The organism is Ditibartonella apihabitans, from assembly GCF_002007485.1.
Taxonomy (GTDB): Bacteria; Pseudomonadota; Alphaproteobacteria; order Rhizobiales; family Rhizobiaceae; genus Bartonella; species Bartonella apihabitans.
Genome location: NZ_CP015820.1, coordinates 177,360 through 198,060 on the forward strand (window position 1 = coordinate 177,360; position 20,701 = coordinate 198,060).

General features: G+C 45.2%; 21 protein-coding genes. 12 read left to right on the top strand and 9 right to left on the bottom strand.

Features of this window, described 5'->3' with window-relative positions; all coding sequences use genetic code 11:
• Nucleotides 1-124 precede the first annotated feature (124 nt).
• The 6 genes from BBC0178_RS00775 (at nucleotide 125) to BBC0178_RS00800 (ending at nucleotide 5,512) form a co-directional block, all read left to right on the top strand.
• Nucleotides 125-1,912, top strand: a complete 1,788-nt coding sequence (locus BBC0178_RS00775) for a sensor histidine kinase (protein WP_078038857.1) — start codon at nucleotides 125-127, stop codon at nucleotides 1,910-1,912.
• Between the two features lie 29 nt (nucleotides 1,913-1,941).
• Nucleotides 1,942-2,433, top strand: a complete 492-nt coding sequence (locus BBC0178_RS00780; RefSeq protein ID WP_078038858.1) for an HPr kinase/phosphorylase — start codon at nucleotides 1,942-1,944, stop codon at nucleotides 2,431-2,433.
• Nucleotides 2,434-2,563: 130 nt separating this feature from the next.
• On the top strand, nucleotides 2,564-2,971 hold the full coding sequence (locus BBC0178_RS00785; RefSeq protein ID WP_077969909.1) for a PTS sugar transporter subunit IIA: 408 nt from the start codon (nucleotides 2,564-2,566) through the stop codon (nucleotides 2,969-2,971).
• A 22-nt stretch (nucleotides 2,972-2,993) separates the two neighbouring features.
• A complete protein-coding gene (locus tag BBC0178_RS00790) occupies nucleotides 2,994-3,272 on the top strand; it encodes an HPr family phosphocarrier protein (RefSeq protein ID WP_077969910.1) in 279 nt (92 codons plus the stop codon).
• 499 nt (nucleotides 3,273-3,771) lie between these two features.
• Nucleotides 3,772-4,395: a trimeric intracellular cation channel family protein gene (locus BBC0178_RS00795; protein ID WP_078038859.1), complete on the top strand. Its 624-nt coding sequence runs from the start codon at nucleotides 3,772-3,774 to the stop codon at nucleotides 4,393-4,395.
• Nucleotides 4,396-4,492: 97 nt separating this feature from the next.
• Complete coding sequence (locus BBC0178_RS00800) at nucleotides 4,493-5,512, top strand: NADP-dependent oxidoreductase (RefSeq protein WP_078040288.1); 1,020 nt, start codon at nucleotides 4,493-4,495, stop codon at nucleotides 5,510-5,512.
• A 78-nt stretch (nucleotides 5,513-5,590) separates the two neighbouring features.
• Here the strand turns inward: BBC0178_RS00800 and BBC0178_RS00805 are convergent, their stop codons facing one another.
• From BBC0178_RS00805 to def, 5 genes are all read right to left on the bottom strand, one after another.
• Nucleotides 5,591-6,445: a transporter substrate-binding domain-containing protein gene (locus BBC0178_RS00805; RefSeq protein WP_078038860.1), complete on the bottom strand. Its 855-nt coding sequence runs from the start codon at nucleotides 6,443-6,445 to the stop codon at nucleotides 5,591-5,593.
• 88 nt (nucleotides 6,446-6,533) lie between these two features.
• Nucleotides 6,534-7,466, bottom strand: a complete 933-nt coding sequence (gene ppk2, locus BBC0178_RS00810; protein WP_078038861.1) for a polyphosphate kinase 2 — start codon at nucleotides 7,464-7,466, stop codon at nucleotides 6,534-6,536.
• A gap of 643 nt (nucleotides 7,467-8,109) precedes the next feature.
• A complete protein-coding gene (gene truA / locus BBC0178_RS00815; RefSeq protein WP_078038862.1) occupies nucleotides 8,110-8,853 on the bottom strand; it encodes a tRNA pseudouridine(38-40) synthase TruA in 744 nt (247 codons plus the stop codon).
• Nucleotide 8,854: 1 nt separating this feature from the next.
• Nucleotides 8,855-9,784, bottom strand: a complete 930-nt coding sequence (gene fmt / locus BBC0178_RS00820; RefSeq protein WP_078038863.1) for a methionyl-tRNA formyltransferase — start codon at nucleotides 9,782-9,784, stop codon at nucleotides 8,855-8,857.
• The gene (gene def / locus BBC0178_RS00825) at nucleotides 9,784-10,314 is read right to left on the bottom strand and encodes a peptide deformylase (RefSeq protein ID WP_077969917.1); all 531 of its coding nucleotides are present in this window, start codon (nucleotides 10,312-10,314) and stop codon (nucleotides 9,784-9,786) included. The genes fmt and def overlap by 1 nt, the downstream gene beginning before the upstream one ends.
• Nucleotides 10,315-10,415: 101 nt before the next feature.
• Here def and BBC0178_RS00830 point away from each other — a divergent pair, with 101 nt between their 5' ends.
• Nucleotides 10,416-11,606 carry a DNA recombination protein RmuC gene (locus BBC0178_RS00830; protein ID WP_077969918.1) on the top strand — a complete coding sequence of 397 codons (1,191 nt, stop codon included), beginning with the start codon at nucleotides 10,416-10,418 and terminating at the stop codon, nucleotides 11,604-11,606.
• 238 nt (nucleotides 11,607-11,844) lie between these two features.
• Here BBC0178_RS00830 and BBC0178_RS00835 read toward each other — a convergent pair whose 3' ends face one another.
• A complete protein-coding gene (locus BBC0178_RS00835) occupies nucleotides 11,845-14,205 on the bottom strand; it encodes an autotransporter outer membrane beta-barrel domain-containing protein (protein ID WP_149867389.1) in 2,361 nt (786 codons plus the stop codon).
• A 183-nt stretch (nucleotides 14,206-14,388) separates the two neighbouring features.
• Between BBC0178_RS00835 and BBC0178_RS00840 the strand changes: the two genes are divergently transcribed.
• On the top strand, nucleotides 14,389-14,976 hold the full coding sequence (locus tag BBC0178_RS00840; RefSeq protein WP_077969920.1) for a transglycosylase SLT domain-containing protein: 588 nt from the start codon (nucleotides 14,389-14,391) through the stop codon (nucleotides 14,974-14,976).
• Nucleotides 14,977-15,112: 136 nt separating this feature from the next.
• On the opposite strand, the gene BBC0178_RS00845 is transcribed toward BBC0178_RS00840, so the two are convergent.
• Nucleotides 15,113-15,730: a hypothetical protein gene (locus BBC0178_RS00845; protein ID WP_078040289.1), complete on the bottom strand. Its 618-nt coding sequence runs from the start codon at nucleotides 15,728-15,730 to the stop codon at nucleotides 15,113-15,115.
• 484 nt (nucleotides 15,731-16,214) lie between these two features.
• Here BBC0178_RS00845 and BBC0178_RS00850 point away from each other — a divergent pair, with 484 nt between their 5' ends.
• From BBC0178_RS00850 to BBC0178_RS00865, 4 genes are all read left to right on the top strand, one after another.
• Nucleotides 16,215-17,135 (top strand): DMT family transporter, encoded by a 921-nt coding sequence (locus BBC0178_RS00850; RefSeq protein WP_078038865.1) that lies wholly within the window; start codon nucleotides 16,215-16,217, stop codon nucleotides 17,133-17,135.
• A 180-nt stretch (nucleotides 17,136-17,315) separates the two neighbouring features.
• Nucleotides 17,316-17,894, top strand: coding sequence for a hypothetical protein (locus BBC0178_RS00855; protein WP_078038866.1), 579 nt, complete (start codon nucleotides 17,316-17,318; stop codon nucleotides 17,892-17,894).
• A gap of 255 nt (nucleotides 17,895-18,149) precedes the next feature.
• Nucleotides 18,150-18,740, top strand: coding sequence for a DUF992 domain-containing protein (locus tag BBC0178_RS00860; protein ID WP_077969926.1), 591 nt, complete (start codon nucleotides 18,150-18,152; stop codon nucleotides 18,738-18,740).
• A gap of 230 nt (nucleotides 18,741-18,970) precedes the next feature.
• Complete coding sequence (locus BBC0178_RS00865; protein ID WP_149867390.1) at nucleotides 18,971-19,339, top strand: hypothetical protein; 369 nt, start codon at nucleotides 18,971-18,973, stop codon at nucleotides 19,337-19,339.
• 8 nt (nucleotides 19,340-19,347) lie between these two features.
• Here BBC0178_RS00865 and BBC0178_RS00870 read toward each other — a convergent pair whose 3' ends face one another.
• Together BBC0178_RS00870 and BBC0178_RS11785 are read right to left on the bottom strand one after the other, a co-directional pair.
• Nucleotides 19,348-20,472, bottom strand: coding sequence for a hypothetical protein (locus BBC0178_RS00870; protein WP_149867391.1), 1,125 nt, complete (start codon nucleotides 20,470-20,472; stop codon nucleotides 19,348-19,350).
• A gap of 20 nt (nucleotides 20,473-20,492) precedes the next feature.
• Complete coding sequence (locus tag BBC0178_RS11785; protein ID WP_188317748.1) at nucleotides 20,493-20,657, bottom strand: hypothetical protein; 165 nt, start codon at nucleotides 20,655-20,657, stop codon at nucleotides 20,493-20,495.
• Nucleotides 20,658-20,701: the final 44 nt, after the last annotated feature.

The following is a 20,701-nucleotide window of genomic DNA, read 5'->3' on the forward strand; positions in this document are numbered from 1 at the left end:
GTAACGATTATCCCGCTCTTCAAAGCCGGTTATTTGGTGGGGTGCGGGATAGTTCAGTTTGTAACAGTCGGCAAAACCATATGTTCTGGCATATGGTTTTGCTCTGAAAGGTGCGGGCGACCGGATGGTTTCCGAGGAAGCAACAGCGGGCACAGAGGAAAAGACGAAAAAGGGGCAACATTCCCGCAAGACAACCCGTTTCGGGCGCTTGCGCAGGCGTGGCCACTATCTTTTCGAACAACTTCTCTTTTCAAGTCTGACACGCCGTATAGTTATTCTCAACCTTGCAGCTCTTTGTGTGCTCGTTGCCGGCATTATGTATCTCAACCAGTTTCGGGACGGTTTGATCGATGCCAAGATCGAATCATTGCGCACACAAGGCAAGATTATTGCCGGAGCAATTGCCGCTTCGGCAACGGTTGACACCAATTCTATCCTGATTGATCCGGAAAAACTTATGGAGTTGCAAGCCGGACAAAGTATCACCCCGAAAGCGGAATCGACAGATAATTGGGATTTTCCGATTAATCCGGAACGTGTCGCGCCGCTATTGCGCAATGTCATTTCGCCGGAGACAACGCGTGCCCGCATCTATGATCGGGATGCCAACCTGCTTCTCGATTCCATGGTACTTTATTCGAGTGGTCAGGTTTTAAGTTATAACCTTCCTCCTATTGCCGAAGATAAGCCCGGTCTTATCGAACGGTTCAGAAACTGGCTTACCAACACGATTTACGGCAATGATATTGCTGTTGACAAAGACCAGCTCGGTGGAAACGGGGCTGTCTACCCGGAAGTTGTCAAAGCTATGAACGGAATTCTGGCAACAGCGCAAAGGCGTAACTCGCAAGGTGAACTGGTTGTTTCTGTCGCTGTTCCGGTGCAGCGTTATCATTCTGTGGTCGGCGTTTTGTTATTGTCGACAGCGGGATCCGATATTGACAATATTGTCACGGCGGAACGGCTCGCAATTTTTAAGGTTTTTGCGGTGGTTGCCGCTGTGCTTCTCGTTCTCTCGCTGTTTCTTGCTTATACGATCGCCAATCCTTTGCGCAAATTGTCGGCAGCAGCCGATCGTGTCCGTCATGGCACCAACAAGCGCGTTGAAATTCCGGATTTTTCGGACAGGCAAGATGAAGTCGGGCATTTGTCAACATCAATCCGCGATATGACCGATGCGCTCTACACCCGTATCGAAGCAATCGAACAATTTGCAGCCGATGTCAGCCACGAATTGAAAAATCCGCTAACATCGCTCAGAAGTGCGGTGGAAACCTTGCCACTTGCCAAAACGCATGAGGCGCGCGAACGGCTTTTTGATATTATCCAGCAGGATGTGCGTCGCCTTGATCGTCTCATTACCGATATTTCCGATGCATCACGCCTTGACGCAGAACTTGCGCGCGAGACATCCGACAAGGTTGATATGGTTGCTATGCTTGAAAATATTGTGAGAGCCTCGCGAGAGGTTCGTCGCAACAAGGTTTCGACAACAATCGAACTCGATATAAAGCCGCGCAGTGGCGGTAAAAAATATATTGTTGCCGGTCATGATCTGCGGCTTGGCCAAGTCGTTTCCAATTTGATTGAAAATGCCCGCTCGTTTATTCCGCATGAAAACGGGAAGATAAAACTTGCCATGCATGCGGAAGGTTCTAAACTCGTATTGACGGTTGAAGATAATGGCCCTGGAATTCGTGCCGAAAAGATAGACCGGATTTTCGAACGTTTTTATACCGATCGGCCGGGTGCTGAATCCTTCGGGAAAAATTCAGGCCTCGGGCTTTCGATCAGCCGCCAGATTATTGAAGCCCATAATGGTACTTTGACAGCAGAAAATATCTATTCCGACAAGGAACCGGATAAAAAGCTGGGTGCCCGTTTCATCATTGTTTTACCGCTCGAAAAATAGGAATTTACTTTTAAAACAAGGAAGAAGCTGTGTCTGAAAGCGTTGAACACTCCCTCACACTTCACGCAAACTGTTTAATCCTCGGTAATAAAGGTGTTTTGCTTAAAGGTGCGTCGGCTTCCGGTAAATCGGCACTGACTTTGGCACTCGTCGAACGTGCGTCATGGTCAGGAAATTATGCTTGCCTCGTCAGTGATGACTATACGGAATTATTTTTAAAACAGAAAAAACTCTATGGGCGGGCACCGGAGAAACTCCGCGGCGGTATTGAGATCAGGGGAGCAGGCTTATATCGCATGGCGTTCGAGCCTGAAGTGGTAATCAACTTTGTGGTGAGCTTATCGAAAGAGGCAAAACGTTATCCCGAGGATGATAAAATAACTTATTGTGGCATTGAAGTACCACTTTATATTCTTCCTGATTTGAATACTGCTGACAGCTTGACAATTTGTCAGGCGATTGAAGCATTTGCTTTCAAAGAACCTTGGCAAAGACCGGATTCGCCTGTCAAATCATGTTGAAAAACAATATTTTTTTATATAGTGCGAAAATTTTTCTTGGCACAGAAGAAAACCCCTGCCAGAATATAAAACCCACTGTTGAGTGCCAAGGAACAAGACCGGTGGGACGCTGGTGACAGGAGCATTGTGAATGATCGGACTCGTGCTTGTAACGCACGGCAGATTGGCTGAAGAGTTTTTGCATGCGGTAGAGCATGTTGTAGGTCCTCAGGAGAAATTTGCCACTGTGTGTATTGGCCCTGAAGATGATATGGATCAACGTCGTAAGGATATTGTTGCAGCCGTCGGTTCGGTCGATGATGGACAGGGCGTCATTATCCTTACCGATATGTTCGGGGGCACACCGTCCAATCTCGCCATTTCAATCATGCAGGAAGGCAAGATCGAGGTGATCGCCGGTGTCAATTTGCCAATGCTTATCAAACTCACCTCGGTGCGTCAGTCGAATGATATCGAATTGGTTGACGCTTTGAAAGCTGCACAGGATGCCGGACGCAAATATATCAATGTTCCCAGTATGTTGTTGTCAGATGAATAGATAATGAGTTGTGTGCGGGAAAATGGACAGCTCCTTTAAACGACAATTGGTTATTTCTAACAAACGTGGTCTCCATGCTCGTGCATCGGCAAAGTTTGTACAAACTGTCGACGGTTTTGACGCTGTTGTCGAAGTGGAAAAAGATGGCCAGACTGTTGGTGGCAATTCGATTATGGGACTGATGATGTTGGCCGCCTCGCAAGGGAGCACCATAGACGTGACAACTCATGGGCAGCAGGCAGAAGAAGTGCTTGATGCTTTGGAAAAACTTGTAAATGACAAGTTTGGCGAAGAAAGCTGAAATCCTGCTAAATTTTGTTATGGATCACTTGTGTCCTGACAATTCATTACAGTTCTCGACGTTTTGACGCAGTATAACGCATTAAAAACAGCTTTTTATCAGAGCTTAGTTCCATCTCTCCCGTTATCCGCACCGGAAATTGTGTTGACCGACGAGCACGTTTATTTTTTAAAAATATTCCGGTTTTTTGTATGGCCTTGTTGGCAATCTTGTTCCGTTTGAAAACGTGTCTTTCATCAACAAGTTATACCGTTTTGTAAGGCGGGTTAAGAAAGTCCGGTTGTGGCGTTTGAAGAAACCGATAAAAAACTAATCCGGCTTGGAGCCAAAAGAGACAATTTTTAGAGCCCGATCATTCAATTTGACTTTAAAAAGATTAAATGACCACAAGTTTTACGAGTGCTCGCCGGTGTTTAATTGCCACTTTCGGAGTGCTTGCACTAAAATGACAAGGTTTAAAAAAGCTGCCAATAGTTGCGGAATTTGAGAAAGTAGACATATGCTTCTTCATTCGATTGACGTTATCGGGACTTTTGTGTTTGCATTAAGCGGTACCAGTGCCGGTATACGGCGCGGTTTTGATTTCTTTGGCGTATTTGTGGTTGCAATGGCCACCGCCTGCGGTGGCGGTATCATGCGTGACCTGTGTTTGGGAGCAACACCACCGGTAGGCCTCACCAATATCGAATATTTTATTGCAATAATAGGTGCAGTCTTGCTCGGCATTTTTTGTCAGGGATTGATTATCAGGATGGAAAAACCGACCCTTTGGCTTGATGCCTTGGGGCTTGGTTTTTTTGCGGCCTTCGGTTCGGATAAAGCCTATCAACTAACAGGTAATATCCAGATAGCAATCATTCTCGGCTGTGCAAGCGCTGTTGGTGGTGGATGCGTGCGAGATATTCTGACCGGTCGCACGCCAATCATCTTCAGCAAAGAAATTTATGCAAGCGCTTCTATTGTTGGTTCAGCCATCGTTCTTTTGGGCTCGGCGCGGCTTATCTCTCCGGTTATTGCAATCTGGACGGCAATTGCGGTTTGCACCTTTATCCGCATCATCTCTATCCATTATCAGATCAATCTTCCTCCCATTACACTGAAAACGCCAAATCGTCCGAAATAGTGCGGTAACGCTGGAGGATATCGCTACTTGACGTTTGTTGACAGCCGGCTTTCTTCAGTTCATCTTTTGATTGGAAAATATGAAAGGAAAAACAGTAATGGAAGAAATCCGTTCAACACAAGTTGTACTCGCGTCCCGCCCGCATGGAGTGCCTGTCAAAGAAAATTTTGCATTCGAAACAGTGAAGCTTCCGGAGCCGAAGAGTGGCGAAGTGTTGATAAAGATTCTTTATCTTTCATTGGATCCCTATATGCGTCAGCGTATGTCGGATGAGCCTTCCTATGATGAGCCGGTTGCGATCGGTGATGTTATGATCGGTGGCACTGTGGGGGAAGTTGTCAGCTCGAACCACAAAGATTTCAAGAAAGGCGATAAGGTTTTATCGGCAAGTGGCTGGCAAAGTTACAGCATTGAAAAAGGTGAAAAGCTGAAAAAACTCGACAATTTTGACGCGCCACTTTCAACCGCTTTGGGTATTCTTGGTATGCCGGGTTTTACTGCCTATGCCGGAATGCGCAATATCGGTAAACCGAAAAAGGGCGAGACAGTGGTTGTTGCAGCAGCAACCGGAACTGTCGGGTCCATGGTTGGGCAACTCGCAAAAATCGCAGGTGCCAAGGCAGTCGGCATTGCTGGCGGGCCGGAAAAATGTTCTTTTGGGCGTGATGTGCTGGGATTTGATGTCATGCTTGACCATAGAAACACCGATTTTGCCGAACGCCTCGCCAAGGCTTGTCCGGAAGGTATTGACGTTTATTATGAAAATGTCGGCGGCAAGGTGTGGGACGCAGTGTTTCCCCTTTTAAATCCTTTTGCCCGTATACCTGTTTGTGGTTTGATTGCCCAATATAACGGCGTCAAGAATACGGGCCACGAAGTTGATCGCGTACCGCAATTGATGAGAGCGATCCTTATAAAAAGTTTGCTTGTTCGCGGTTTTATCGAACGGGAATTTGAACATCAAAGACCCGAATTCATTGTTCAGGCACAAGAATGGTTGAAAAAGGGGCACCTTAAATATCGTGAAGATATTACCGAAGGTTTGGAAAATGCGCCGGAAGCTTTTATCGGCCTTCTTCAGGGTAAAAATTTCGGTAAAGTCATCATCCGCTTATAGTGGTGCTCTAAGCTTGATAATGGTGCTGGCAAACAGCACCATTATTCGAGGACTTTTCAAAGGCTTTTCGAAGAGTTCTCAATAAAAACCTATCGGAAAATAACGTAGATAAAGTTCCGTGAGTTTTCCTTTGCGTTCCAGCGATTTCAATGCGTAATTTAGCGCGTCAACCAGTTGCGGATTATCTTTCTGAACTGCAATTCTAAGGCCACTTTGTAAGAATTGTGGAGCAATATAGGCATCTCCTACGAAGCGACAACAATTTTCCGATCGGGGATCGTTCAACCATTGCGAAAATCCCATTCCGTCGCCGAAAGCAAGATCAATGGTTTTGGCTTTTAACGCCGCCCGCAAGCTTTCATCATTCTCGAACGGTTGCCATTTGACATCAGGAAAATAGGCGGAAAAAAGTGCTTCATGAGCACTTTTATGGACAATGCCTATTTTGTATTTCTTCAAGTCTTTTTCGACAGGTTCGGTGAGCGCAATATTTTCCGAACTTACAAAGCGTGCCGGAAACCTCAGATAACTTTGCGTAAAAATCAGGCTTTTGGCAGTCTCCGGTGTTTCATTCATACCGGCAATAATCGCTTCACCCTGATGATTGTTCATATGTGAAACAAGTTCGTCCCACGGTAGAGCTTCTACCTCACAAACCTGTTGCAGCTTCAATTCCGTACAGATAGCTCGTAAGAGATCGATATTATATCCTGAAAGCCTTCCAGTACGATCAACAAAATTGAACGGAGGAAAATCGACAGTGGTCAGGAATCGAAGTCTCGAAAGAGTGCCGAGATTAGGGTGGTTCAATCGTTCCTGTGCATCGAAAAAATGCGGTAGCACAGATGCTTCGTCCGCCTTTCCCGTTGTCGGCAAAAAGGTGCAGAGCGAAAAGAAAACCCACGCGGTAAACGATATTTTACGAAAAAGCATAACATTTATCCGCTTAACACAAATGGTATGAAATCGACAATAAAAAGAACAGGCACGTGTTCTATTCATGCCTGTCCGGTTTATTTATTCAGATAAGATTTTCGCTGGCATGACGCAAAAATTCCGGTCCTGTGCCAATAATTTTTTCGTCTTCCGGACCGATTGCCGAAATATTACGGTCGGCATAGGGAATAGACAAAAGTACACGGCGGATTACCGCAAGTCGTGCCCGTCTTTTATCGTTGGATTTAACAATAGTCCAAGGTGCCATGGCCGAATGGGTGCGCTCGATCATGCGGTCGGCAGCCTTGCCATAATCATCCCAAAGGGTAATTCCGGCTTCATCCATTTTGGAAAATTTCCAGTGTTTCAGCGGGCTATGGCGGCGTTCATGGAAACGTTTCAATTGCATTTCCTGCCCGATATCAAGCCAGATTTTGAAAAATCTTATGCCATCAGAAACAATCAATTTTTCAAAAGTCGGAGCTTCGGCAAGAAATGTTTCAACTTGGGCGGGGCTCGCAAATTTCATCACCGATTCAACACCTGCGCGGTTATACCACGAACGGTCGAATGTGACGAATTCACCATGGGTCGGAAAATGACGCACATAGCGCTGGAAGTACCACTGACCGCTTTCTGTTTCGTCAGGTTTCGGCAAAGCGACATTGCGCGCAGTACGAGGGTTCATATATTGGCGAAGTGTGAAAATTGTACCACCTTTACCGGCGGCATCACGCCCTTCGAACAAAGCAACAACTCTTTCGCCGGTTTCAAGCAGCCAGGATTGAAGTTTGACAAGCTCGATTTGCAGGTCCTGCAATGTTTCTTCATATTCCTTACGCGGCATTTTTTTGTCGTAAGGATAGTTTCCCGATGTCAAAGCATTTTTCTGGATCCATTCGGGAAGTTTCGGTTCGTTAATATCAAAAACGCGTTTTTTCCCCGCAACCGTAAGTTTGATACCGACTTCATCTTTGTCATGTTTTGTTTGGTCTGAATTTTTTGATTTTTGAGCCACAATAATTCCCTTATCAATAAAACAACCGCTTTCATAAACACAGTCAAAAAGCCAATTATTGAAACCGGTTGAAAGCTATGTTCAAAATAAAATCCCTCTGAGTGCAATGTGCCAGGCACAAAAATACTACCCAATAAAATGACTATAAAACTTCATCTTCAAAAAAGAAAATGGCTTTTCGGTTCTTTTGTTGAAAAAGTTAAGACGGTTTTTTTAAATCATCAAATGACATGGGGAAAAATTAAAAATTCTAACCGTCTGAGGAGGCCAATGACCTTTCCGGTCTGTTGTCCGGTTTTTCCGAATTTTTCAACTTGTCATACTTGAATCTTAAAACGGCGCGCTCAAAAAAACGGATTTGGAAGGTCGGATTGATTTTTTGATAGGAATAGATTGGAGACGCGGTTTTCTCGTTATCAAAATCGCATCTGTCGGGAATTTGTATCGTCAAATTTCGATGTTCGGGTGCGTTTTATGGATGTTTCACTGTGGCTTAAAAGGCAAGAACATATTTATGAAAGTTTTATAGCTTTGCTCAAGCTTGCAATATGAGAGGCGACGATAAACACACCGCATCAATCGATTTTTTTTGAGCACTGGTTTAAATTTTAATCGGGCTTTCGAACTTCGACATTGACTGTTCTTAATAATCTACTTTTGTCAGATAAAGTCCGGATGGAGGCGCAACCATACCGCAGCGGGCGCGATTTTTGGCATTCAATGCATCTTCAAGGTCATCCGCACTCCAGCGACCGACGCCCACTTCCATCAAGCTTCCGGCAAAAGAGCGTATCTGGTTATGAAGAAAAGAACGGGCGCTTGCATAAATATGAATCTCTTCGCCGATACGTTCAACATCAAGCTGGTCGAGGGTTTTTACAGGGCTTTTGGCTTGGCATTCGCTGGAGCGGAAAGTGGTGAAGTCATGAAGTCCCAAAAGTCGTTTTGCCGCTTCGTCCATTTTTTCGGCATCAAGTTTTTTGGGCACCCACCAGACGCGGTTTGCTTTGAGGACCGCTGGCGCCCGTCTATTCAAAATAATGAAGTGATAGTGACGCTTTCGTGCAGAAAAACGCGCATCGAAATCGGCATCTGCTTCTTCCGATTGCAAGATAGCGACATTTTCTTTGTTAAGGGTCAAATGCGCGTTAATGGCATCCCGTAAACGGTCGGCTCGAATATTTTTTTCAAGGTCGACATGAGCAACCTGACCTGTCGCATGGACACCGGCATCGGTACGACCTGCACCGAAAATTGTCACTTTTTCACCTGAAAACGCAAAAACGGCTTCTTCAATGGCAGCTTGAACGGTTCTTAAGCCATCCTGTCTTTGCCAACCGCAATAATTTGTCCCGTCATATTCAATTGTTAATTTGAAACGCGCCATATCAATAGACTTTTGTTACATGAAAACCATGCAAGAAAGTTTCAACATCCATGGCCTTGCCACCGGCTTTTTGTAGCCGTGTAATTTGCAAACGACCTTCGCCACAATGGATTGTCAAAGTTTCAGGGTCGACATGACCGACACCAAGTGAAGAACCTTCAACAAGTTTTGCTTTTAATAACTTGACGCGTTCCTGTTTGCCGGAAATTTCCATCTCGCACCAGCTTCCCGGAAAAGGCGATAGCCCGCATATACGTTTTTGTAACTCTTTTGCCGGTTTCGACCAGTCAATGCGGGTTTCATCCTTGGTGATTTTTTTTGCATAAGTTGCCCCTTCCGATTTCTGGGGGGTTAATACCAAATCACCTTGTTCCAGTTTTTCCATGGTTTCAACCATGAGAGGGGCGGCAATTTTTTCCAATTCGTCATAAAGTTCGCCTGCGGTCATATCGGGGGCAATGTCGATTGATTTTGAAAGTGCGATAGGGCCGGTATCAAGGCCTTCATCCATTTTCATAATCATCATACCGGTTGTTTTATCACCGGCCATAATTGCCCGCTGGATGGGAGCCGCACCACGCCAACGTGGCAACAGTGAAGCGTGACCATTAAAACAGCCAAAACGCGGCGCTTCAAGAATGGCTTTTGGCAATAAAAGCCCGTAAGCCACGACAATTGCCGCATCCAGATTGAATGATGAAAAACGTTCCTGCTCATGCCGGTCTTTCAAGCTTTTCGGAGTAAAAACCGGAATTCCCAATTTTTCGGCTGCCGAGGCAACCGGTGTGGGGGTAAGCTCCAATCCGCGCCGGCCTGCCGGTCGTGGTGGCTGGCTATAGACAGCCACAATCTCGTGGCCTGCCTGATGAAGTGCTTCAAGGACGGGAACCGAAAATTCCGGCGTTCCCATAAAGGCAAGCCGCAACGGCATTATAATCGTGCTCCGCTTTGTGCTTTTTCTTTGGCCAGTTTTTTAAATTTGCGAATGACCATATCACGTTTCAGTCTGGATATATGGTCGATAAACAGAACGCCATTGAGGTGGTCAATTTCGTGTTGCAAACAGGTTGCGAGCAATCCGTCCGCCTCGATTTCACTCTCTTTACCCTCGCGATCAAGATAGCTTACGCGTACACGTTTTGGCCGCTCGACTTCTGCGTAATAGTCGGGAATGGAAAGGCACCCTTCCTCATAAACGTTAGGCTCGTCGGAGCGCCACAAAATTTGTGGATTGATAAAAACCCGAGGTTCTTTGGGCTCGTCTTTACCGGCAACATCAATCACCAACAGGCGTAACGGTTCTCCGATCTGGATTGCTGCCAGTCCGATGCCGGGCGCTTCATACATTGTCTCCAGCATATCATCGGCCAGTTTTTGCAACGGTTGATCAACGCGCTCGATCGGTTTTGAAACCTTGCGCAGAATAGGATCGGGAAGAATAACTAATGGTTTTATTGACATAAAGAAGAGGTAATCAATCACATTTCATACGTCAATGTGATAATGTTGATTTTCGCAGCCTTTTGATCGCTTTGTGACCGGAAAACCGCTAATCTTGAAAAATGTTTGATTCGTCTTCACATTCTTTAATCACAATTGCAGGTTTCGCTGTTAATCTGATGGATTGCATGCTTCTGATCCTTGCTGCCATTCTCGTTATTTTGGTTGTTACGATTATTGGCGGTAACAGGCGTCGTTCGATTCTTGCAACCCAGGTTGCAGAACGGGCAAGAGACGCCGAAATCCACATGAACGAGCTTTTGAAAACACAAGCCGAAATGCAAGGGCGTATGCAAACAATGGCCGAGATATTCGGTCGTCGGCAGGCCGAACTCAACCAGTCGATTCGCGAACAATTGACCGGCATGAGCAACAATCTTGGCCAGACAATCAATGCGCAGACAAAATCGACGCACGAAAATCTTGCCAGATTACAGGAAAGACTGGCAATTATTGACACGGCGCAAAACAATATCCAGTCGCTTGCCGGCCAAGTTGTCCAGTTACAGGCGATTTTGAGCAACAAACAAACCCGCGGAGCGTTCGGGCAGGGAAGAATGGAAGCCATTATTTCCGATGCTTTGCCACCCAATGCCTATGCTTTTCAAGCAACACTTTCCAATGGCACACGGCCGGATTGTCTGGTCTTTATGCCAAATCATGCCCCGTCATTGGTCATTGATGCAAAATTCCCTCTGGAAGCCTGGAATAATATGCGCGAGGCACCGACGCCTCAGGAAAAACAGGCTGCCGAACGTCAGTTCCAGACCGATATGGATACGCATATAAAAGCGATTTCCGGAAAATATATCATTCCTGGAGAAACACAGGATACAGCCTTCATGTTTGTGCCTTCGGAATCAATTTTCGCGACAATCCACGAAGATTTCGAAGGAATTGTACAAAAAGCCAATCGTGCGCGTGTCATCATTGTTTCACCATCTCTTCTGATGTTATCGATTCAGGTGGTGCAAGCCATTATGAAAGATGCCCGTATGCGCGAACAGGCACATTTGATACAAACCGAAGTCGGGCGCTTGATGGAAGAGGTTGTGCGGCTTGATGATCGGGTAACCAAATTGCAAGGTCACTTTAAAAACGCTTCCAAAGATGTCGAGGATATCCTTACGACGACCGGAAAAATCAAAAACCGTGGAGACCGTATTGAACAACTCGATTTGAAAGAGCCGGAAAAAACCAATCGGCCATCAACAGAGCCTGCGCAGCAATTGGGGCTCGATATTCAAAAATAGCTGAGAGCCAAGCAAGCTGCCAGAACTTCATCAAGAGAACTGCCAGAGTTCAAAAATCAATATAGAGAGATATTTCGCCCCGTTCGCCACTGACATATTAACAGTGACGCGTATTGCGGCGATATTAAAAGGCCACATGGAAAGGCTGCATTAGAAGGTTGCATGAAAAGGTTGCGGCATAGACAGCGAAATCTCTGCCGCAACCTCGTATTTTATTCACGAACGCCGGATGAAAGTGTTACCAGCGGTAACCAATACCGACTTTACCGGAAATTTCGTCACGTTTACCGGCAACGCCTTTAACACCGGCATTGGCAACCCAGCCTTGCATACCCTGATTTTGCTCGTATTTGCCGCCAACTTCAAAGACGGCACTTGCCCCGCTGAAGTCAGGCTTGTCAACGCGATAGCTGTCGAGTTTACCTTCGATCTCGCCATCAAGTTCCTGTTCCCAGGCGGCACCTGCATAAAGCTTTGCTTCTTGCGTTACTTTATGGTCGACACGTGCTCCCAAATGTGTGCGCACGGAGTTGGCACTGTCGAAGCCTAAATGTTCGTCAGCTTTTGTTACGGTGCTAAAATCTTCAATTCGTGTCCACAATAAACGGCCGTTCAAAGTAAGTTTGTTGTCAGGCGAAATTTCGAGTTCTTTACCACCGCCAATATGGAAACCGTAATAGTTCGAGCTTTTATCGTCGAAGCGGCCATTCACGATGTCGCCGCTCTTGAAATCCCGTTTGACACGTCCACCGCGTCCCGACCCGTCGATAAACCAGCCATTATCCCAGGTTTGTTTCGCGTAAAGACCGGCACCCGTGTAGCTGAAGTCACCTTTTCCATGAATGCTTTGATGATAGGTATCATAGTCGCCGTCTCCATGCTCGACAAAGACAGTCGCAAGAAGATTGCCTTGATCTTCATGGTAACGGATACCGGCGCCGCCCATCAAATGATAACCGTCATTCTTGATATGGCTTCCGGTTTCTACTTTTTGTCTGAAACCGCTACCTTGTAAAAAAGCTACCCCTTCAACAGTTTCGCCAAATTTTTTGACATCCATCGGCAAAACATAGTCATCAATTGATGCAATCTGGTCAGCACCATAATTAAGGGCATTAAGTGCGGCAGCATTGCTTTGGAAATAAGCATTGGCTTTGGCACGGTTAATGGTTACTGCACCATGGTTGTCGGTATAGATGTTGCCTTTTCCGTCATCTTTTCCGATAAGGTCGGGCTTATTGTTATCACCATTATTATTGCCGGCATTGTTACCTTGATCGGTTCCCTCGCCGTTATTTTCGGGTGCCTTGTTTCCTTTAAGCGAAGCAACCAGATTTTCTCTCTCTGTCGAAATATCAAAGTTCCAATTTTTAGCGCCGTTCGAGACACTCGCTTCTGTAGTTTTGGAAATTCCTACAACATCGCCTTCAATCAATCTGATCTGATCACCCGGGCTTAAACGGCGCAAATCGGCGCCGGCAAGTTTCAGCACGACTGCGGCATTATTGATTGCAACTTTGCCATTACCTGTCATCCTCAATAAGGAATCGCCATTTTGAACGTTTTCAGGCAGATAGAAAATTAAGTTCGAATTTGGGCCTAAAGTGAGATCGTTTTCAATCGAAAATTTTGCAGGATTTATAAAATCGCTACTGCTGATATTTTCGCTATCGGGATCGGTTACCCTTTTTCCGATTGTCAGTGACGAAATAGAATATTCGCCATTTCCTGTGATTGTGACTTTGCGGCCCATACCGATTGTCACATTACCGAATGTCACACCCGTGTTACTATTTGAGGGCCGAGATTGGGTGTTATCAAGATTAAGTGTGAGATTACCGTTGCTCGCGTCTAATTGTTTGGTTTCAAACTTGAACTCGCCGTCTTGGCGTGTGAGGTTGATAGAGACATCCTCACCGCCGACAATTACAGATCCCGCCAAGAATTCAATACCACCGGCGTTATTTTTGTTCGGATCGTTGCCGCCCGCTTTTCCACTTGTAATACTTATACTTTTCGTAACCGTGATTTTTTTGTTGGAACCCCTTAGGTGCACGTACCCTCCTGTTCCACCAGCTCCAACAGTTCCTGACTGGTCTTCTGGTAATAAAGCAGGATTTCCTCCATCGCCGGCCTCAAGAATAATATTTTCTATACTGATATCCTTCTCAATATTGGCCTCGACATTTGCTCCTAGGCCGCCATTATTGCCATTGAATTCTTTACCTGACGCGATATCGCCAACGTTGAAGCCATCGAGCGCATTTTTCTGATCGTCAGTCAACGTGTTTTTTCCGGCTATCTTATCACTGTTGCTTGCATCGTCTGCACCACCAGCACCACCAGCGCCACCATTCTCGCCCGAACCTTGGCCACCATGACCGCGAATATCAGGCTTTTCCGCGCTAATAAGAGCACCTGCACCATAACCACCATTTCCGGTTAGCGACCCGCCACCGCCGCCGCCACCGGACAGATAAATCGATTGTGCCATAACCGGTTGGATAGCTGTCAGGGAAAAAATGCTAATTCCTAAACTTCCTGCCAGTGCCGTGGCTCCCAACCAATTGGAACGAAATTTTCGACTTAAGCAGTACATGAGAAATGACCTCGGAATGAATAAAATTGAGTTCAATTCTCTTTTTCAAGTCTAAACAAAAGGTTGCAATCGCCGCTCGTTAACACGTAAACGGGAGAAAACTTGAAATCATGGTTAATGAACATCTTAATAATCTGTTAAGAGGAACATTATATCTTTACCAATTAAAAAGAGGTATTGATCATGAAGCGCATAGTGTTTCTCGTGGCGCTTGTAGCGGTGCTGGCCGGTTGTGCATCAAAGGCCCCCACACATACAAATAATGTTTGCGCCGTCTTTGACCAAAAGGATGGTTTCTTCAATAACTGGGAGAAATCGGCCAAAAAAGCTGAAAGCCGTTATGGCATTCCGATGCCGATTATCATGGCAACGATGAATACCGAATCGGGCTATAAGCATAATGCACGTCCTCCCAGAAAAAAATTGTTCGGGTTTATTCCATGGAAACGTCGCTCTTCCGCCTATGGTTATTCGCAGGCTCTTGACGGGACTTGGGAACATTATATCCGTGCGACAGGCAACCGTGGTGCAAAGCGTACCAATTTTGCCGATGCTGCGGATTTTATTGGCTGGTATCACAGTCAAAGCGTAAGGCTGAATGGCATCAACCCGAATAACGCTTATGCTCTTTATCTTAATTATTATATGGGCCATAGCGCTTATGCCCGTACAGGCGGAAGAGCAAGCAGTGCTATTTTGTCAGCCGCAGAAAGAACAGATCAGATGGCTCGCCGTTATGACCAGCAATTGCGCCGTTGCGGGCGCCGTTAGATAAGAAATACTGTGCTGTTATCCTTAAAAACGGGATTTGGCCTATTGTTATAAAATCGGGTAAAAAATGGGCGCATGACCAAACAGGATCATGCGCCTTTTCTTTGTGCTTGACGCGGGAAAAACTTTTCCGCAATCATTTATATTTTTTCATTTCAAGTTTATGACGGGCGAGAGCTGCATTGCGATATATATCAAGCTCGTTGATTAATTTATCCCGATTGGTTTCAAGCCGGAAATTGAAACCGGAAATCATCAATTTCTTTTTTGCCTTGTCATAATAGGAGCCGCCACGACATTTTGCATTTTCTTCAGGTAAAAATCTGTCGTCTATAACAAATTCCATACCGACGGCGATGTTCATCGAATTGCTTTTTGAAGAATTGATCTGGAAATCTGTTATTCCGCGCCATGGCACAGGCGTTTTGAATACGGTGGTTTCCAATCCTTCCGGCGCCAATACCATATAGGGGATACGGCGACGCATCATCGTGCGGATCAGAATGACAAATAACAAAAGTGCCAAGGCACCAAGAATGACCGTTGTCATCATCTTTCCTATTTGAAAATTCTGATAGGCAGTGCCAGTAAGCGCAATTCCCAATACCAGAAAGGCAAGAGGAATAAACACCCCACCTTCCCAAACTGTAATTCGGCCATTCGCCTCATTGATGATAGATTTAAGGCTTTTTTCATCATTGGGAAGTTTGACATCACTGATAAGATGGGTTTCTTCGAGTTTTTTATCGGCCAATTTTTTCTCCCAATTTTTAAAGCCGGAATCTGCGCCGTAGTTTTCGATTTTCAAACGACGTGTCAGCTATTATTTCCTGACAGTCATAAGACCGTTATAAAGCGGTCTCTTCATATTTACTATAATTTTGTTATACGCGCGGGTGCAATTCTAAAACGCTATCGTCATTTTTATTGCAACCGGAGACAAATAGTAACAATTGATGATGGTATCACTATATAAAGCGCAAAAGTGTTTTACGTCTTTGCCATCTTCGGGCTTTATGGTGAAACACAACCCGATAGGGGCAACGTAAGCGGCTTAACCCGCTTGGCAAAGTTTTTTAAAAGGGTGTTTTTTTAAAAGGCGTGGCCGTTTTATCCGGTTAGCAGTTTCACTACTTTTTATAGTGGAAGAGATTGCAATGGACAAAATTTGACTTATCTGTCAATCCTCGTTTCTGAACTGCGATTCTTTAGATAATTTGGCTTCGTGAGACTGTTTTATGAACTGGTTTAAAGCGGTAAAAATGTCTGATCACATTGTCCTCATCGGCATGTTGTTAATGCTGTTGGGTGACTTCATGTTCGCGGCCAATGATGCCATGGGTAAATGGCTGGTTGCAACATTTTCTGTTGGTCAGGTTTTGATGTTGCGTTCGATTGGTGCATTCCTCGTTCTGGGGCCAATGCTTACCACCGTCACGACACAAAATTTGTTCAAGCCCAAAAAACCGTTTCTTATTTTGCTGCGGGTGATTTTCGCTACAATGGATACGGGGCTGTTTTATGCAGCCGTCGCTTATTTGCCTCTTGCAGATGTCGTGACATTTTATATGGCAGGACCGATCTATGTCGCAGCCGTTTCGCACTTTTTCCTGAACGAGCGTATTGGTTGGCGTCGCTGGCTTGCAATCTTTGTAGGCTTTATCGGCGTTATCATTGCGCTTCGTCCTTCATCGGCGATGCTTTCATGGCCATCAATCTTTGCGCTTCTCGGCAGTTTCGGCTTTTCAATGGTTATCGTTTTGAGCCGTGTTTTAAAAGATGTCACCGATACTGTCCTTGTTACGTGGCAAACAATCGGTGCACTTCTTGTCGGACTGGTTTTGACAATCAATCATTGGGTCGAACCGACAATGTTGCAGTGGGGGGCTATGGCACTTTTGGGCATCGTGTCTTGCTGTGGCCATCTTTTAATCGCCCGTTCATTAAAACTTTCGCCTGCATCTGTGCTTGCTCCTTTGCAGTATACACTTTTGCTTTGGGGCATTATTTTCGGGATTGTATTTTTCGACAATTATCCCGATCGCTACATTATTATCGGGGCAGCAATCATCATTTTTGCGGGACTTTTTATTTTCCACCGCAAACAGGTGGTCGACCACAAAATCCCCAAAGAGGATATCGCCAGAATCAAGCAGTGAAACGCATATTATTTGTTTTAGAAAAGTGGTTTTTACCGGAACATTACTAAGATTTAATAAAGTTCAGACTAAAGGATCTTTTTTTATCGAAATTTTGCCTTATTATAAGTTCAGTTAGTTACTTGTACAAACTTGTCATAAGGACATGTTATTTTATTCATTTGTAAAGGGAGTATTAAATTGAAAAAAATACTGCTTGCGTCAGTGTTTGCTTCGTCAATGCTTGCACCGGCTTTTATTTCTTCTGCTCTGGCTGCTCCAACACCGCCGCCAGCTCATGGTGAACATCAGCCAAAGCCGCCTCATCACAAGGGGCCGGAAGCCGAAGGCCCGAAGGGGCCAAGAGGGCCGGAACATTTCAAAGGACCACACGCAGGATTGCACATGGCCGAGAAACTTTCGGCAATGGAAACGGCTTTGGGAATTCGCTCGAACCAGTTGGATGCCTGGCGCAAATATACGTCCAGTCTTGTCGATTTGGTTGATGTTACGCTTCCGCCGCCGCCCGCTCCCGATGTAAAACCTGCTCCCGATGCTGTGAAACCTATTTTTGGTGAACCCATTGCCGATAGAGCCATTGATCGGGCGGAAAAAGCCAAAAAATTCAAAACAGCAGCCGAAGAACTACGCAAAGTATTGGACGCTGATCAATTGAACAAGTTGGAACGCTATGCGTTGCCACATCCGGGACCAAAAGACGGGCCTGAAGGTCCGAAAGGTCCGGATGCTCCGGAACCTCCGGCAGAACCACATCCGTAAGCGGTATATCAGACATCGCTGCATTCTCAGTGATGAAACTTTATTAAAGCACTAAATTTACGCCCGGTCGAAAGACCGGGTTTTTTTATCCGAAAATGTGGTTTTATAATCAAAATAGCTGCGACTTCACAGATATGTAATAATTTATTAAACTATTTCAGTTTCTGCGCTTAATACCCTATATTTGCATCGGAACTCCGTTTTGGAACTTTTTGGTTTTGAACGAGTTAAGCGTTTTAGGAAGGAACGTGAAAGATGAAATATCAAAGAACAGTTTTAACATCTTTGGCCTTTGCGGCCACTGCATTATTGTCTTTACAAACACAAGCCGGTGCAACCGGTCTGGTTTCGGGTACGCTCACTTGCGATAGCAAGGGCGGAATCGGGCAGTTTGTAAGTTCTTCAAAAGAACTCAATTGCGAGTTTATTCCGATAAGTGGACATTCGATCAATGATCATTATGTTGGTCGTATCGAAAATTATGGTCTTGATTTGGGTGTAACGGGACGCACAAAAATGACATGGTGGGTTCTTGCAACCTCCCCGAATGCCCACTCAAACGGTTCTCTTGCCGGTAATTATGGTGGTGTCGGTTCGAGCATCAGTCTTGCAGCCGGCGCTGGCAGCCAGCTTCTCGGATTTGGTCCGGCAAACGGACTTACACTTCAACCATTGAGCGTTGATGCCCATGAAGGTTTGAACCTCGCTCTTGGTGTATCCAAGATGTCTTTGGCACCAGCCTATACACAGCAACATGTTGTCTACCATCATAAAAAAGCGGTAGTCCATCATAAGAAAGTTAATGCTCATCACAAAAAAGCCGTTTCTCAACATAAAAAGCACTAAAAAGTACTGTTATAGAGAAGCTGCTGTTCAGTTGCTATTGAACAGGCAGACGGTAAAATGTGATCATCGACAAAGAAAAGAGTTGTCAATGACCACATATTTATAGAATTAAAATTCGCCTATTTATTTCCAAGCGGCCGGTAAAATTACCGGCCGCTTTTTCATGTCTCCACCTTCGCGCAAGTTTGGTCGTTTAAAAAGATATTATCGATGTTGCGAGGTGAATGGAAATGGTCAAACTTGATATCTATGATAATGATAATTTTGGTCATCCGGTCATTTATGATGACCCGGATCAGGAAAATGGCCGTCGTGACAAAAAAGAAAACGCTATTTGCCTGACTGCACTCTTCGTTTGTGTTCCGCTCTTTATTATTGCAGGACTATATGGTTTGTCGGATTTTATTGTTTATGTAAAAACCGGTGTCGGACATCTGACAACCTTGGCAGAAATGTTTATGCTTTCGCAAGGCACGGTTAGCGAGACAAGCTGGCTAGGCGAAATTTTGAATTCTCTACCTGTTTGCATTGTATTTTTTCTGCTCGGTATTTTCGTACCCTTCGCTATTTTGGAAGTCTTTTTCAAACTGGAAAAATGAAAGTCTGATCAGCGCAATGAAGAAGGACAATTGGCCATAACAAATCGTGCAGCTTGTTTAAGACCCGGCATATCGGAAAACTCTACATTGGCAATTCCATCCAGAGTTTCAGGAACATTTTCGCCTTTTAGATAAGGTACATCGACATGCCAGTCTTGCAATGACGTTTTAGGGAGTTCGATCGTATAGACCACACGCCCTTCCGAAAGGTTGACCTGCATCCGGTTCATAGCAACAGACATTCCCCAAATTGTTAAAGTCGAGACAGTCTGCTGGTAATTCTGGAAGTTTTCAGCAGTAAACCGCGTTGGTCCGCTTATTTCCAGAAATGTTGTTTTATGGCTATCACAATAAAGCCGCGCTGATGTTTTTTTATCATTGCTTATTGCTATTGCAACAAGTGCATCTGCTGTCGGAGCGAGTTGCCATTTCCCGATAACATCGGGAGAAAAATCGATGTTATAAATCCGGATTTCCTCGGCAGAAAAAACATGAGAATTGGCATTATCCCAGTTTAAAAAGGCAATGAGGGGATCAAAACCCATCTCTTGTGAATAATCTGCTATATAAGCAATATCGGCCAGTTGTTGCTGACGTACACTGACCTCTTGACCGGAACTTGTTCCAGCCCCGTCGAGTGGCGGCCGGTAGGTCCGCAATTCCAGTTTTCCATTTCCGACATTACGCGCTCTCCCTCCCAGAAAAGCCCATAGACAGGCTTCCCGACATATTCCTTCGATTCGTTCAGAGGTGCTTTTGATGGTGTTAGCTGCTAAACCGGAATTATTGTTTTCATTTCCAGTTTTTTCGGAATTTTGATCGGGAGATTTCTCCGGATTCTGGTTTTCGACCTTTATAACATTGACCGGTTTATCAATCGTCTCGGCAATGGTTGTATCGAAATTGTGTTTTCTGATTTCCCGTCCCAGTGCAATTGCAGCAAGAATATCTCCTCCATCAGAGTGAAATGAAACCAACAATCCGTTTTTTGTCGAGAGGGGGTCATCAAGCTTGTTTTCCTCAAGAAAATGAGTGAATTGGGATGGTGTATCGGAAACAATATTACCTTCCGCACTAATCCATCTGCATGTCGGGCACTGACCGTCATCGACTTTGCGAAGTGTAAAGACCATCGGCCTGCCCGGCGGTTCGCTCATTGTGTTTTTGTTGGCGACAGATTTTCGGATGCCTGATTATTTTCAACCGGTGTTGATCCGGAAGGAGTATCGGTTGCCTTGTCGTTATTTTGGTTCTCCTGACCAAAGGCGAGAGAGCACAAAGTAAGACACATAAAAACCGCAGCCACGACAGGTTTCATAAAGAACACTCCACCCGGAAATATTAATTTTCGGTTAATTTGTA

Bases quoted from the DNA above. Each gene is read 5' to 3' on its own strand.
- BBC0178_RS00830 (WP_077969918.1), top strand. From the start codon at position 10,416: ATGTTTGATTCGTCTTCACATTCTTTAATCACAATTGCAGGTTTCGCT.
- BBC0178_RS00775 (WP_078038857.1), top strand. From the start codon at position 125: ATGGTTTCCGAGGAAGCAACAGCGGGCACAGAGGAAAAGACGAAAAAG.
- def (WP_077969917.1), bottom strand. From the start codon at position 10,314: ATGTCAATAAAACCATTAGTTATTCTTCCCGATCCTATTCTGCGCAAG.
- BBC0178_RS00790 (WP_077969910.1), top strand. From the start codon at position 2,994: ATGGACAGCTCCTTTAAACGACAATTGGTTATTTCTAACAAACGTGGT.
- BBC0178_RS00840 (WP_077969920.1), top strand. From the start codon at position 14,389: ATGAAGCGCATAGTGTTTCTCGTGGCGCTTGTAGCGGTGCTGGCCGGT.
- BBC0178_RS00805 (WP_078038860.1), bottom strand. From the start codon at position 6,445: ATGCTTTTTCGTAAAATATCGTTTACCGCGTGGGTTTTCTTTTCGCTC.
- fmt (WP_078038863.1), bottom strand. From the start codon at position 9,784: ATGCCGTTGCGGCTTGCCTTTATGGGAACGCCGGAATTTTCGGTTCCC.
- BBC0178_RS11785 (WP_188317748.1), bottom strand. From the start codon at position 20,657: ATGAAACCTGTCGTGGCTGCGGTTTTTATGTGTCTTACTTTGTGCTCT.
- BBC0178_RS00870 (WP_149867391.1), bottom strand. From the start codon at position 20,472: ATGGTCTTTACACTTCGCAAAGTCGATGACGGTCAGTGCCCGACATGC.
- BBC0178_RS00795 (WP_078038859.1), top strand. From the start codon at position 3,772: ATGCTTCTTCATTCGATTGACGTTATCGGGACTTTTGTGTTTGCATTA.
- BBC0178_RS00800 (WP_078040288.1), top strand. From the start codon at position 4,493: ATGGAAGAAATCCGTTCAACACAAGTTGTACTCGCGTCCCGCCCGCAT.
- BBC0178_RS00860 (WP_077969926.1), top strand. From the start codon at position 18,150: ATGAAATATCAAAGAACAGTTTTAACATCTTTGGCCTTTGCGGCCACT.
- BBC0178_RS00835 (WP_149867389.1), bottom strand. From the start codon at position 14,205: ATGTACTGCTTAAGTCGAAAATTTCGTTCCAATTGGTTGGGAGCCACG.
- BBC0178_RS00865 (WP_149867390.1), top strand. From the start codon at position 18,971: ATGGTCAAACTTGATATCTATGATAATGATAATTTTGGTCATCCGGTC.
- BBC0178_RS00785 (WP_077969909.1), top strand. From the start codon at position 2,564: ATGATCGGACTCGTGCTTGTAACGCACGGCAGATTGGCTGAAGAGTTT.
- BBC0178_RS00850 (WP_078038865.1), top strand. From the start codon at position 16,215: ATGAACTGGTTTAAAGCGGTAAAAATGTCTGATCACATTGTCCTCATC.
- truA (WP_078038862.1), bottom strand. From the start codon at position 8,853: ATGGCGCGTTTCAAATTAACAATTGAATATGACGGGACAAATTATTGC.